The 13,901-nt window shown below is 74.9% G+C and carries 8 protein-coding genes; all 8 read right to left on the minus strand.

What is annotated here, in order from left to right:
* Positions 1-22: 22 nt before the first annotated feature.
* Positions 23-1,195: an ADP-forming succinate--CoA ligase subunit beta gene (gene sucC / locus QPK52_RS09795; protein WP_093661512.1), complete on the minus strand. Its 1,173-nt coding sequence runs from the start codon at positions 1,193-1,195 to the stop codon at positions 23-25.
* A 236-nt stretch (positions 1,196-1,431) separates the two neighbouring features.
* The gene (locus QPK52_RS09800) at positions 1,432-4,464 is read right to left on the minus strand and encodes an NHLP bacteriocin export ABC transporter permease/ATPase subunit (protein WP_410536963.1); all 3,033 of its coding nucleotides are present in this window, start codon (positions 4,462-4,464) and stop codon (positions 1,432-1,434) included.
* A gap of 1 nt (position 4,465) precedes the next feature.
* Complete coding sequence (locus QPK52_RS09805) at positions 4,466-6,757, minus strand: NHLP family bacteriocin export ABC transporter peptidase/permease/ATPase subunit (RefSeq protein ID WP_410536965.1); 2,292 nt, start codon at positions 6,755-6,757, stop codon at positions 4,466-4,468.
* Between the two features lie 62 nt (positions 6,758-6,819).
* Positions 6,820-7,626, minus strand: coding sequence for an HlyD family efflux transporter periplasmic adaptor subunit (locus QPK52_RS09810; protein WP_410536967.1), 807 nt, complete (start codon positions 7,624-7,626; stop codon positions 6,820-6,822).
* A 335-nt stretch (positions 7,627-7,961) separates the two neighbouring features.
* Positions 7,962-8,201 carry a hypothetical protein gene (locus QPK52_RS09815; protein ID WP_410536969.1) on the minus strand — a complete coding sequence of 80 codons (240 nt, stop codon included), beginning with the start codon at positions 8,199-8,201 and terminating at the stop codon, positions 7,962-7,964.
* 641 nt (positions 8,202-8,842) lie between these two features.
* A complete protein-coding gene (locus QPK52_RS09820; RefSeq protein ID WP_410536971.1) occupies positions 8,843-10,024 on the minus strand; it encodes a VWA domain-containing protein in 1,182 nt (393 codons plus the stop codon).
* 77 nt (positions 10,025-10,101) lie between these two features.
* Complete coding sequence (locus tag QPK52_RS09825; protein WP_410536973.1) at positions 10,102-12,579, minus strand: DUF5682 family protein; 2,478 nt, start codon at positions 12,577-12,579, stop codon at positions 10,102-10,104.
* Positions 12,576-13,676: an ATP-binding protein gene (locus tag QPK52_RS09830; RefSeq protein WP_410536975.1), complete on the minus strand. Its 1,101-nt coding sequence runs from the start codon at positions 13,674-13,676 to the stop codon at positions 12,576-12,578. Before QPK52_RS09830 ends, QPK52_RS09825 begins: the two co-directional genes overlap by 4 nt.
* Positions 13,677-13,901: the final 225 nt, after the last annotated feature.

The following is a 13,901-nucleotide window of genomic DNA, read 5'->3' on the forward strand; positions in this document are numbered from 1 at the left end:
TTGTCGGTGTCCTCGTCCTTCGTTACTTCGCGGCCAGCTCGGCGGCACGCTCGGCCGCGCCGTCCATGGTGTCCACCTGCTGCACCAGCGGGTGGTTGGCGTCGGTCAGGATCTTGCGACCCAGCTCCGCGTTGTTGCCGTCGAGGCGCACCACCAGCGGCTTGGTGACGTCCTCGCCCTTGGACTTCAGCAGCTCCAGGGCCTGCACGATGCCGTTGGCGACGGCGTCGCAGGCGGTGATGCCGCCGAAGACGTTGACGAAGACGGACTTGACGTCCGGGTCGCCGAGGATGATCTCCAGGCCGTTGGCCATGACCTCGGCGGAGGCGCCGCCGCCGATGTCGAGGAAGTTGGCGGGCTTGACGCCGCCGTGGTTCTCACCGGCGTAGGCCACGACGTCCAGGGTGCTCATGACGAGGCCCGCGCCGTTGCCGATGATGCCGACCTGGCCGTCGAGCTTGACGTAGTTCAGGCCCTTGGCCTTGGCGGCGGCCTCCAGCGGGTTGGCCGCGGCCTTGTCCTCCAGGGCGGCGTGGTCCGGCTGGCGGAACTCGGCGTTGGCGTCCAGGGACACCTTGCCGTCCAGCGCGATGATCCGGCCGTCGCCGGTCTTGACCAGCGGGTTCACCTCGACGAGGAGGGCGTCCTCCTTGACGAAGACGGTCCACAGCTTCTGCACGGCGTCGACGATCGCGTCGGCGACCTCGGCCGGGAACTTCGCGGCCTCGACGATCTCGCGGGCCTTGGCCTCGGTGACGCCCTCGACGGCGTCCACCGGGATCTTGGCCAGGGCCTCGGGCTTGGTGGCCGCGACCTCCTCGATGTCCATACCGCCCTCGACGGACGCCATCGCGAGGAAGGTGCGGTTGGCGCGGTCCAGCAGGAAGGAGACGTAGTACTCCTCCGCGATGTCCGCGGTCTGGGCCAGCATCACCTTGTGGACGGTGTGGCCCTTGATGTCCATGCCCAGGATCTGGCGGGCCTTCTCGACGGCGTCGTCCGGGTCGGAGGCCAGCTTCACACCACCGGCCTTGCCCCGGCCACCGGTCTTGACCTGCGCCTTGACGACCGCGCGACCGCCGAGTCGCTCGGTCACCTCGCGCGCCGCCTCGGGCGTGTCGATGACTTCACCGGCCAGCACCGGTACGTCATGCTTGGCGAAGAGATCCCTCGCCTGGTACTCGAACAGGTCCACGCGCGTCCGTCCCTAGTTGTGGTGTCGCGGTTCGTTGTCAGCGTGGGCGTGCCGCGTGGCCGCGGCGTCTGCGGAGCGCGCGGCATGTCCGCCTTGCAGGTTAGTCCCGTCGGTGTGCCCGGCATAAATCGCAGCTCACACCCGTGCGGTGACAACCGTCACAGACACCGCCCTCCCCACCTGGGTAAGGGGCGCCGCGGCGGGACGGGATCCGGCCGTCGCCGGGCCGGGCCCGGTCACCCCAGCTGGCGGCGGACCAGCTCGTGGAAGAGGCCTCCGGTGTCGGCGAGCAGGTCCGCCGGAGCGCCCTCCTGCGCCACCCTGCCCTCCGACATGACGATCACCCGGTCGGCGTCCATGACCGTTGACAGCCGGTGGGCGATGACGACGCGGGTGCAGCGCAGGGCGCGGGTGGAGGCCATGACCACGCTCTGGGTCTCGTTGTCCAGCGCGCTGGTGGCCTCGTCGAGGAAGAGGATGCGCGGCCTGCGGATCAGCGCCTGGGCGATCATCAGCCGCTGGCGCTGGCCGCCGGAGATGGTGCCGCCGCCGTCCGACAGCATGGTGTGCATGCCCATGGGCATGGCCTTGATGTCCTCGGCCAGCCCGGCCATCGCGGCCGCCTCCCACGCCTCCTCCGGGGAGAACGCCTCGGCGCCGCAGATGCACTCCAGGATCGAGCCGGTCAGCGGCTGGGCGTTCTGCAGCACGACGCCGCACTGCCGGCGCACGGCCGTGCGGTCCAGGGCCGCCAGGTCCTGGCCGTCGTACAGAACGCTGCCGGAGAGCGGCCTGTCGAAGCCGATGAGCAGCCGCAGCAGCGTCGACTTGCCGCAGCCGCTGGCCCCGACGATCGCGACGAACTCGCCCGGCCGGATCCGGAAGCAGACGTCGTCCAGGACCAGCGGGCCGTCGTCGCCGTAGCGGTAGGAGAGCTGCCGGGCCTCGACGGCGCCGCTCAGCTCGCCCGGCGGCACACTGCCGCCGCCCACCTCCGGCAGCTCGTTCAGGATCGGCCTGACCTGCTCGAACATCGGCAGCACCGCGGCGGCCGAGATCAGCGCGCCGGTCAGCTGGGTGGCCGAGGACAGCATCATCGTCACGGCGGTGTTGAAGGTGAGGAACTCGGCGGCGGACATGCCGCCGCGGGCCGGTCCGGCCAGCAGCATGAACATCGTCAGCGTGCACAGCGGCAGGTAGACCGCGTTGAGCACGGCGACGGCGTTCCCGATCCGGCCGACGCGCCGCTGGAGTTCGCGGGTGCGGGCGAACTCCCGGGCCCAGGCTGCGTAGGCGAAGCTCTCGGCCGCGGCGACGCGCAGCTTGGGCAGTCCGCGCAGGGTCTGGAAGGCACGGTTGTTGATCTTGTGGCCGAGCCTGACCAGCCGCCGCTGGTAGCGCAGCTGCCACAGCCCCAGCGCCAGGAAGACCGCGGCGACGACCAGCAGCAGGGCGATCGCCGCCAGTGCCAGCGGCGCGCTGTGGACGAGCAGCAGGACGAGGTTGACCGCGCCCACGGTGGTCGCCTGGAGGGCCACCGTGCCGATGCCGGAGAGCACCCGGCGGATGGCGCCGATGCCCATGGCCGCTCCGGCCAGCTCGCCGGTGGAGCGGCCCGCGAAGAACGTCGTCGGCAGCCGCAGCAGCCGGTCCCACACGGCGGGCTGGAGCGTCGCCTCGACACGCCCCTCCAGCCGCAGGACGGCGGTGTTCTGCATCAGCATGAAGGCGGCCGAGACGACGCCGGCGGCGATGAGCGCCAGGGCCGTCTGCACGATGAGCCCGGTCTCGCCGCCGGGCACGTACTCGCCGAGCACCTTGCCGGTGGCGATGGGCACCAGTGCGCCCAGGCCGACGGCGACCAGGCCGCCCAGGGCCAGGTCGCGCAGTTCGGCGCGGGTGCCGCGCACGCTGAAGCGCAGCAGTCCGAGCAGGCCCAGCGGGCGGTCGGGCAGCGGGCGGTAGAACATCACGGCGCGCGGCTCGAAGCCGGCCTCGTTGGACCTGCCGACGCGTTCGCGCTCGCCGGTCGCGGGATCCACCGCCTCGTAGCCGCCGCGCCGCCACAGCAGCGCCACGGGCGCGCCCTCCCCGGACTCCGCCCCCGCGGCGCCCCGGACGCCCCGGACGCGCCGGCCGACCAGGGGGCCGCTGTCCTCCTGCCACCAGCGCCCGCCGAGCCGGACGGTGCGGGTGCGGACGCCTGAGGCGATCGCGATGCGCTCGACCGGATCCGTGCGCTCGGAGACGGTGCCCGCCCCGCCCGGCTCGGTCAGGGTGATGCCGGCCCGTCCGGCCACCAGCCGGCAGACGGCGAGGACCGCGTCGTCGCCCGCGCCGCGCCGGGGGGTGCGGCCGGAGCGGCCGATGGAGGCCAGCAGTGCCTGGTCCGCCTGGGTGCGGGCGGCCTCGCCGGCCTCGATGCCGGCCGCGGTGCGGTCCTCGTGGGTGCGCTCCAGCTCCTCGATCCGGCGGTCCAGGGCGTACAGCAGCCGGTACTGCTGGTCGACCATGCCCTGCCACATCGCCGTGTCGACCAGCAGCGTGCCGACGGCCTCCGCCTGGTAGGCGGCGCCGTACTGCACGCTGCCGGGGGCCAGCTGCATCCACAGGACGTCGTCGTCGGCCGGGTGCTCGCCGGTGACGGCGGGGCCGTCCAGCGGCGCCTGGTAGAGCACCCGCAGGCCGCGGCCGATGCCGAGCGCGAACGCCTGCTCCAGCGGGCTGAGCCGGCCGGCGGCCCCGTCCCACGAGCCGGCTCCGCCGCTCCCCCGGCCGTCGGCCGGCGCGGCCCCGTCCCACTGATCCGTGCCCCACCGGCCCGCCGTCCACTGCCCGGTGCCCCATCCGTCCGTGCCCCATCCGTCCGTGCCCCGGGAGGGAGCGGTCCGGGCGGGGTGGGGCAGCTCGCGCAGTTCGACGCGGTGCAGCCGGCAGCCCTCCAGCGGGCGGCCGACCAGGGTGTGCTCGGGGCCCTCGACCGGGCCCAGCAGCAGCGTGCCCGCCTCCAGCCGGCCCAGGAAGTGCCAGTGGCCCGAGCTCGCGGAGCCGACGGCGAACAGGTCCAGGGCCCCGTCCACGACGAGCCACAGCACGTGCGGCCCCTCCAGGGGGAGGCTGCGCACACCGGTGCAGTCGACCGCCGTGCCCAGCCCGCCCAGGGCCGCGACGACGGGGTCGGTGCGCGGGGCGCGCGGGGGATGCGGGACGTGGGGGGTGTACGGGGCCTGGGCCGCGCGGGGGGCGTACGGGATGTGCGGGGACGTCAACTCAGTGCTCCCTGACCAGTTCGGCGTACGGCCCCCGCGCGGCGACCAGGTCCTCGTGGCGGCCGCGCTCCACGACCGCGCCCCGGTCGAGTACGACGATCTCGTCGCTGTCGCGCACCGTGCTCAGCCGGTGGGCGATCACCACGCAGGCGCAGCCGCGCCGCCGCAGGTTGTCGATGATGGTCTGCTCGGTCACCGCGTCCAGCGCGCTGGTCACCTCGTCCAGGACCAGGACGCTGGGGCGGCGCACCAGTGCCCGGGCGATCTCCAGCCGCTGGCGCTGGCCGCCGGAGAGGTTGCGGCCGCCCTGCTCGACCCGGCTGTGGATGCCGCCGGGGCGGCGGGCGACCACGTCGTACACGGCGGCGTCCTTCAGGGCCGCGACGACGGCCTCGTCCGGGATGGAGGGGTCCCACAGCGCGACGTTGTCGCGGACGGTGCCCTCGAAGAGGAAGACGTCCTGGTCGACGAAGGACACCGACGCCGCCAGCGCGCCGCGCGGGATGTCCTCCAGCCGCATCCCGTCGATGCGGACGGTCCCCTCCCAGGGGGTGTGCAGGCCCGAGATCAGCCGGGAGACGGTGGACTTGCCGCTGCCGGAGCCGCCGACGAGCGCGACCTGCCGGCCGGGGCCGACGGTGAGCGAGAAGCCCTTCAGCAGCGGCGGGTCCAGGGGGCTGTAGCCGAAGGTGACGTCCTCCAGCTCCACATGGCCCGTCAGGCGGCGGGTGCTGGGGACGGGTTCGCGCCGTGTGTAGAGCGGGTCGACGGGGAAGTCCTCAACGTCCCGCAGACGGGCGACGTCGGCCGCGAAGTCCTGGATCCGCCCCGCCACCCCGTTGAGGCGGGTGATCGGCGCGGTGAAGCTGGTCATCAGGGTCTGGAAGGCGACGAGCAGGCCGACCGTCAGATGCCCCTCGACCGCCCGCAGGCCGCCGATCATCAGGATCAGCGCGCTGTTGAGCGTGGCCAGCACGGGCGCGACGACCGCCAGCCACGCGCTGGGCACGCCGAGCCGCTGCTGCACGTCGAGGGTGGCCGCGTGCTGTCCGGCCCAGCGGCGGAAGAAGCCCTGCTCGCCGCCGGTGGCCTTCATCGTCTCGATGAGCTGGAGGCCGCTGTAGGAGGTGTTGGTCAGCCGGGCCACGTCGGCGCGCAGCTTCTGGGTGCCGGTGGACCGCAGATGGAGGACGACGCGCATGGCCACCACGTTGAGCAGTGCCACGCCGATCCCGACGACGGTCAGCTGCGGGTCGTAGGTCCACAGCAGCACCGCGTAGAGCACGACCACCACGGCGTCCACGCCCGCGGCGGCCAGGTCGCGGGCGAGGGTCTCGGCGACCGTGTCGTTGGACTGCAGCCGCTGGACGAGGTCGGCGGGGTTGCGCTGGGTGAAGAAGGAGACCGGCAGGCGCAGCAGGTGCCGGAAGAAGCGGGCGCCGGCCAGGGTGGAGGAGATGATGTGGCCGCGCAGCAGATTGGCCTGCTGGAGCCCGGTGAGGACGGCGGTGAGCACCAGGGCGGCCGCCATCGACGCGAAGAGCACGCCCAGCGGGGAGGACTGCCCCCCGATGAGGAACACGTCGATGTAGGTGCGGCTCAGCGCGGGCACCGTCGCGCCGACGGCCACCAGCAGCAGGCTGGCGAGCACGGCCGCCAGCAGGGTGCCGCGGGTGCCGCGCAACCGGGCGGGCATGGCGCGCATGACACCGGGTCTGCGGCCGCCGCCGCGGAAGCCCGCGTCGGGCTCGAAGGTGAGGACGACTCCGGTGAAGCTGGTGTCGAAGTCCTCCAGGGGCACGAACCGCCGCCCCTTGCCCGGGTCGTTGACGTACACGCCGCGGCGGCCGAGGCGGCGGCCCATGCCGTCGTAGACGACGTAGTGGTTGAACTCCCAGAAGAGGATGGCCGGGGCGCGCACCTCGGCGAGCGCCGCGAGGTCCATCTGCATGCCCTTGGCCCGCAGTCCGTAGCCGCGGGCGGCCTTGAGGATGTTGCCGGCGCGGGAGCCGTCGCGGGAGACGCCGCAGGCGATGCGCAGTTCCTCCAGGGGGACGAAGCGGCCGTGGTGGCCGAGCACCATGGCCAGCGCGGCGGCACCGCACTCGACCGCCTCCATCTGGAGCACGGTGGGGGTGCGTACGGCCCTGGGGGTCCTGCCGCGTACGGCCGCCCCCCGTGCGGCGGCCCGGCCGCGCGGGGCTCGGCGGGAACCGCCTCCGCCGCCGCTCCTGCGGCGGCGGCCGGGAGGCGGGAGCCGGTCGGGCCGGGGGCGGGCGGGCTGCTGTGCCACGGGTTCCTGCGGGGCCGGTTCGTAAGGGGCCGGTTCGTAAGGGGCCGGTTCGTAAGGGGCGTTCACGGGAGGAGCCATTCGACGGGGCGCTGGGCCGGTAGGTGGATGGCGCCGGTGACCGGTGTCCTGGACTCGAGGGCGTGCGGGGGGCCGTCCTCCGAGGACCAGAGGTAGCCGGACTCGGTGGCGGAGGAGCGCTCCAGCTCCACCAGCACCGCCACGGGGCTGCCCTGCCGGGCGAACTCGGCGGCGAGCCGGGCGTCGCCCAGGAAGGCGGCGATCCGCCGCTCCGTCTGGGGCGCCCGCCCGACCTGTCCGACGCGGCCGCGCAGCACGCCGAACTCCTCCTGAGGCGCGGACCGGACCTCCAGATCCACCCGGGCGCCCTCGGTGATCGCCGCGCCGCTGTCGCCGGGGACGTACAGCACGGCCACCAGCGGGTCGTCCGGGTCGTCCACCCGTTCCACGGTCGCCACGTCCGCGCCGGTCCTGACGACCGAGCCCGTTCCGGCGACCAGGGCCGTCAGCCGGCCGCCGGCCACCGCGCGGACGGCCCGGTCGCCCTGTGCCGTGCGGACCTTCAGCAGGGGCGCGTCCGGGCGCAGCAGCTCGCCCTCCTCGGCGAAGACCTCGGTGACCTGGCCGGAGATCGGGCTCTGCAGCGTGTAGCTGCCCCCGGGGCGGGCGAGGAGGCCGGGGGCGTCCAGCTTGGCGGACACCGAGCCGTTGACCGCCCACAGGCCGGCGACGGCCATGACGACGACCGTGACGGCCAGGGCGAGCAGGCCCTGGGGGCGCGCGAAGCGCACGGGGAGGTCGAGTTCCTCCGGCGACTGCAGTTTGGAGAGCGCCTTCTTCCGGAACTGCACGGGCTACTCCTTCGACTGCGTTCCCCCGGGTTGCTCCGGAGGCGGCATCGCGGCGGGCCGAGGCGTACGGCGACGGTCCCGGCGCCGGCACCCGGGCGGGCGGCGGCGCGGGGGCGACTCCGGGCGGCGCGCGGGGCGGTGCGGGTGGTGCGGGACGAGGTGGGGCGGGGCGGGCGGGATGGGGCGGGGCGGGGCGCCCCGGCGGGGTCCGGGCGGACAGCCGTGAACCCCGGAACCAGGGGGAGCTCCGGGGTTCGGGGTGGCCCAGCGGCGCGCACGCGCACCTGCGGGGCCGTACGGCGCACGGGGCCGGCGGGTCCGTGCGGGCGCCGCTGTCAGAGACCGGCGATGCCGGCGTCGGCCTGGACGCCGGTGACACCGGAGACGCTGCCCGGGAGCGTGCCGGCGATGCCGGTCGCGGCCTGGACGGTGTTGAGGGAGGACACGGCGCCCACGACGCCGGAGGCGTCGCTGAGGGCGGCGCCGGCCACGCCGCCGGAGATGCTGACGATGCCGCCGGAGACGGCGTCCAGCTCGGCGTCGTCGATCTCGCGGGTCTCGAGGTGCTCACGCATGGCGCGTTTCCCTTCGTCGGTGGAGGAGTTTCTCGATGGCGTGGAACGGGCCGACGGGAAGGGCGGCCCGGCCACTCACGACGGCCTGGTGACCGAAAACCGGCCACCTTTCGCAGAGCCGCCGTGGTGCGGACGATGAAAACACGCACCCGACTGACCTGGCCAACTCACCGGCGACCGCCACCGGCGGATTGCGGAAAACAGGTTGACGCATATCCACTTTCGGCCACCGAAGAGTTTCAGGATCTGCACAGGATTGAGCGACGGACCGGATGGGAGCGTGTTTTCCGCCAGGCATAACCGGACACTCCCTCCCCCGCACACGGCCCGGCATACCGGACATGGCGGGCGACGGCGATATGGGGGAATCGGCGTCCGCGCACCGTGTGAAAGTTCTACGAGCACGGCGCCCGGTTCCCTTCGGGCGGCACCGGCCGCCGTCCGGGAAACGGTCCGGCGCCTTCCGGGCGGACCGGTCCGCGAAGCGCCCCGCCATGGCTCCCGGCCTTCGCCCGGGAGGACGGCCCGGAGGCGGCAGATGATTTCCGCTTTCCCGGCGCGTGGAATTCCCCGTGCATCGCGGTGTGTGCGCGAATTCCCCTCTTCCCCGTCACCGGTGGCCCACGACTCCCCCCGTTCGGTCACTCCCCGGGGATCGGCAGGGGGCGCTTCTCGATGGCCGCCGCCATCACCTCCGGGAAGTGGTCGGGGGTGCAGGCGAAGGCGGGCGCGCCGAGCGCGGCCAGCGCCGCGGCGTGCTCCCGGTCGTAGGCGGGGGCGCCCTCGTCCGAGAGGGCCAGGAGTGCCACGACCCGCACGCCCGCGTTCCTCATCGCGGCGACCCGCTTGAGCATCTCGCCGCGTATGCCGCCCTCGTGGAGGTCGCTGACGAGGACGAGGACGGTCTCGGCGGGCCGGGTGATGCGCGACTGGCAGTAGGCGAGCGCGCGGTTGATGTCGGTGCCGCCGCCGAGCCTGGTCCCGAACAGGACGTCGACGGGGTCGTCGAGCAGGTCGGTGAGGTCCACGACGGAGGTGTCGAAGACGACCAGACGGGTGGAGAGCGACCGCAACGAGGCGAGCACGGCCGCGAAGACGGAGGCGTGGACGACCGAGGCGGCCATCGAGCCGGACTGGTCGACGCACAGGACGATGTCCTTCCGCACCGACCGGGAGGCGCGGCCGTGGCCGACGAGCCGTTCGGGCACGACCGTGCGGTACTCGGGCAGGTAGTTCCCCAGGTTGGCCCGGACGGTGCGGTTCCAGTCGATGTCCCGGTGGCGGGGGCGGCGTACCTTCGCCGACCGGTCCAGGGCGCCCGTCAGCGTCGCCCTGGTGCGGGCCGCGAGCCGGCGCTCCAGCTCCCCGACGACCTCGCGGACGACCGCGCGGGCGGCCTCCCGGCTCTCCTCGGGCATCGCCTTGCCCAGGGAGAGCAGTGCGCCGGCGAGGTGGACGTCCGCTTCGACGGCCTCCAGCATCTCCGGCTCCGCCAGCAGGGCCGACAGGCCGATCCGGTCGATGGCGTCCCGCTGCATCACCTGGACGACGGAGGCCGGGAAGCAGTCGCGGACGTCGCCCAGCCAGCGGGCCACGCCCGGCGCCGAGGCGCCCAGCCCGGCGGAGCGCGGCCCCGGCCGGGCACCGGCGGCCTCACCGTCCCCGTAGAGGGCGGCGAGGGTGCGGTCCATGGCCGCGTCCCGGCCGGTCAGAGCCCGTCCGGTGCCGTCGGCCCCCTCCCCGCCGCCCAGGACCAGCCGCCAGCGCCGCAGCCGCTCGTCGGCGTCCCGTTCGCCCGTACCGGCGGCCGTGTCCGTGTTCATGGCCGTGTGCGCAGTCGTGTGCGCGGCCGTGTGCGCGGTCGTGTCCGTGTGCGCGGTCGTGTCCGTGGTCGGGTCGTTCACCGTGCGGTCACCCTCTCCCCCGCCGTGCCGTCTCGTCCGCCGCCGGCCCCGCGCTCCCCCAGCAGCAGCCGCAGGGTGGGCAGTACGGCGTCGGCCCGCTCCGGATCCGGTTCCTCCCCGAAACCGGGGGCGGCCTCCCACGCAGCCGCCGGACCGCCCGGCGCCCGCGCACCGCGCCGTACCAGTTCGCCGACGGTGCGCCGCACCCCCGGCTCGTACGCGGCGAACGTCCGCCGCAGCAGCGGCAGTACGCCGGTGAACGCCTCCTCCGGTATCCCCGCGAGCCAGCCGTCCACCAGGGCCAGCAGCCGCTCGTCGTGGACGAGCAGCATCCCGCCGTCCGCCACGAACCCCTCGATCCACCCCGCCGCGTCCTCCGGCGGGGCCCCCGGGGAGAGCGCCAGGCCCATCAGCCGGGCCGCCTCGTCCTCGGGGAGCCGCCCGTCGTCCAGCAGCAGCCGGGCGCAGCGGCCCCGGAGCAGCCCCGGGACCGCGGGGGGCCGGTCGCGGCCGGCCAGGGTGCGCAGCACCGACCGCCAGCGTGTGAGCGGCTCCTCCCTCCCCAGCAGGACGACCGCCCGGTGGGCGGCCTCCACATGGCCGCGCATCTCGGCCGCCCCGGCGGCGCCGAGGCCGGCGCAGGCGGGCGGCAGCCCGACGCACACCCGCTCGGCGATCCCCTCGGCGACCTCGCGCAGCGCGGCGGCGTCCGTGCCGCGCACGTCGCCGTAGCGGACGGAGCGCACCAGCGCGGGCAGGGCCCGGGCCAGATGGCCGACGTCGGCGTCCAGGGCCGCGCGGTCGGCGAGGGCGCGCATCACCGCGGGCAGCGCCTCGCCGAGCCCGGCGAGCAGGCAGCGTTCGGCCAGCTCGGTGGTCTCGGCCAGCGAGGCCGCGTCGCGGGCCAGCGCCTCGGCCCTGGCGCGGGACGCGGCGGCCACGGTGGTGCCCCACACCCCGGCCTCGGCGATCCGCACCGACAGCTCAGGCCGCCAGCGCAGCCGCCAGGTCTCGCGGAAGGTGCCCGTGCCCCCGGTGCGGGTGCGCACCGGCTCGCCCCAGTCGACGCCGAGCAGCCGCAGCCGGTGCAGCAGCCTGCTGCGCGCCGCGGCGTTCGCCTCGCGCAGGTCGAGGCCGAGTTCGCGCTCGCGCGCCTCGGGCCTGAGGCGCAGCGACCTCTGCAGACGGGCGAGGTCGCGCTGGAGCGGGACGGCGGGGGCGTCCGGCGGCACCGTGCCGAGGGCGTCCCCGACGACCAGCCGGTCGTGTACGAGGGCGAGCGGCAGGTCCGAGCCGTCGCACATCACGGCCCGCACCGCGTCGACCGTCTCGCCGAGCCCCGGCAGCGGGCGTCCGCGCAGGGCCGCCAGGGCACCGGCGAGCCGTACCGCCTCGATGACGTGCGCCGGGGACACCGAGAACGCCGAGGACGCAGCGCGGCCCTCCTCGCGCAGCAGCCGGGCGGCCTCGGCCATCCACCGCTCCACGGGCCGGTCGGGCACGGCGAACAGATGGCCGTACCAGCCAGGCGAGGTGATCCCGGCGCCGTAGCCGCTGCGCCGTGCCAGCCGCTCGTTGGTCCACGGCACCCAGGTGATCTCCACCCTCGCCTTCGGCAGGCCCCTGAGGAGCCGCCGGTCGGCGGTGGCGGTCGTCCGCGCGGTGAGGGCCGGTACGTGCCAGGCGCCGCAGACCACGGCGACCCGGTCGTCGCCGAACTCCCTGCACGCCTCCCGCAGCCGCAGCCGCATGTGGGCCTCGCGCACCGCGTCGCGCCACCGGCCCGCGCCGTCGGACGCAGTGCCGGGTGGGGTGCCGGGTGCGGTGCCGGGTGGGGTGCCCTCGTGCGCCTCGCGCAGCGCGGTCATGGCGTCGGCGAGGGCGGCGAAGGGCGCGTACGGATCGGCGGGGCGGCCCCCGGCGGCACGGGCCGGCGTGCCGCGGTGCTCGACGACGTCCTCCCACCAGCGCTCGGGATCGTCGTGGCCGGCCGTCTCCGCGAGCACCCGCAGCGGGTCGAGGCGCGGTTCCCCGGCCTCCTCCTCCCATCCCTCCTCCCGGGCGCCGCCCGCCGCACCCGGGGCCAGCGTGTGGGCCGCGGGCAGGTCGAAGAACCGCACCGGCACCCCGCGCTCCAGCGCCCAGCGGATGGCGACCCACTCCGGGGAGAACCCGGCCAGCGGCCAGAACACGGCACGGCCCGGGTCGTCCGCCGCGTGCGCCAGCAGCGCGACCGGCGGGCGCATCTCCTCGTGCGCCGCGAGGTCCACCACCGCGTCGGCCTCCGGCGGCCCCTCCACCAGCAGCACCGCCGGCCTGTGGGCCTCCAGCGCCGCCAGGACGGCCCGTGCCGAGCCGGGGCCGTGGTGGCGCACGCCCATCAGCAGCGGCCCCGGTGGCGGCGCGGCCACCGCGGCGGTGCCGGCGGCGGCTTCAGCGGTGGTGCCGGCGGCGGCCGCGCCGCGCACGCTCATGCGCCCGCCTCGCGGCAGGCCCGGTAGAAGTCCTTCCAGCCCTCCCTCTCCCGGACGACCGCCTCCAGGTACTCCTGCCACACCACCCGGTCGGCGGCCGGGTCGCGGACGACCGCGCCGAGGATGCCGGCGGCCACGTCGTCCGCGCGCAGCACCCCGTCGCCGAAGTGGGCGGCCAGGGCCAGTCCTCCGGTGACCACCGAGATGGCCTCGGCCGTCGACAGGGTGCCCGAGGGCGACTTGACCCTGGTGCGGCCGTCGAGGGTGACGCCGTCGCGCAGCTCGCGGAAGACGGTGACCACCCGCCGGATCTCGTCGGCGCCGTCGGGGACGCCCGGCAGGTCCAGGGAGCGGCCGATCTGCTCCACGCGCCGGGCCACGATGTCCACCTCCTCCTCGGGTGTCCCGGGCAGCGGCAGGACGACGGTGTTGAAACGGCGGCGCAGCGCGCCGGACAGTTCGTTGACGCCCCTGTCGCGGTCGTTGGCCGTGGCGATCAGGTTGAAGCCGCGGACTGCCTGGACCTCCTCGCCCAGCTCCGGTATCGGCAGCGTCTTCTCCGACAGGATCGTGATCAGGGTGTCCTGCACATCGGCCGGGATGCGGGTCAGCTCCTCGACCCGCGCGACCGCGCCGCCGGACATGGCACGCATGACGGGGCTGGGGACCAGGGCCCCGCGGCTGGGCCCCTCGGCCAGCAGCCGCGCGTAGTTCCAGCCGTAGCGGACCGCCTCCTCGGCGGTGCCCGCCGTGCCCTGGACCAGCAGTGTGGAGTCGCCGCTGACGGCCGCCGCCAGATGCTCCGACATCCAGGTCTTGGCGGTGCCGGGCACCCCGAGCAGCAGCAGGGCCCGGTCGGTGGCCAGTGTGGCGACGGCCACCTCCACGATCCGGCGCGGGCCGACGTACTTGGGGCCGATGACCGTGCCGTCCGGCAGGGTGCCGCCGAGCAGGTAGGTGGCGACGGCCCACGGCGACAGCCTCCACCGCTCCGGGCGCGGCCGGTCGTCCGCCGCGGCCAGGGCGTCCAGCTCCTCGGCGAAGGCCTCCTCGGCGTGGGGCCGCAGAGCGGCCGGTGCGCTGGTGGTGGCGGTCACGTTTCCCCCTCGCAGGCGGCTTTCGCGTGTCGGTCCCACGATGCACGGGGCCACTGACAATCCCCGCGGCGGTCCCGTGGCGGCCCTTCCCACCTGCGCGGACACCTTTGGGAGGGGGATTGTCAGTGGCGGCTCGTACGGTCGATCGCATGGTTCACCGCACAGAGAGCGAGCTTGTGTTTCCGGTCGGTGAGGGCTGCGGCATCGGTGGCGACGACAACCACG

This window comes from Streptomyces sp. KL2, assembly GCF_046529545.1.
Taxonomy (GTDB): Bacteria; Actinomycetota; Actinomycetes; order Streptomycetales; family Streptomycetaceae; genus Streptomyces; species Streptomyces radiopugnans.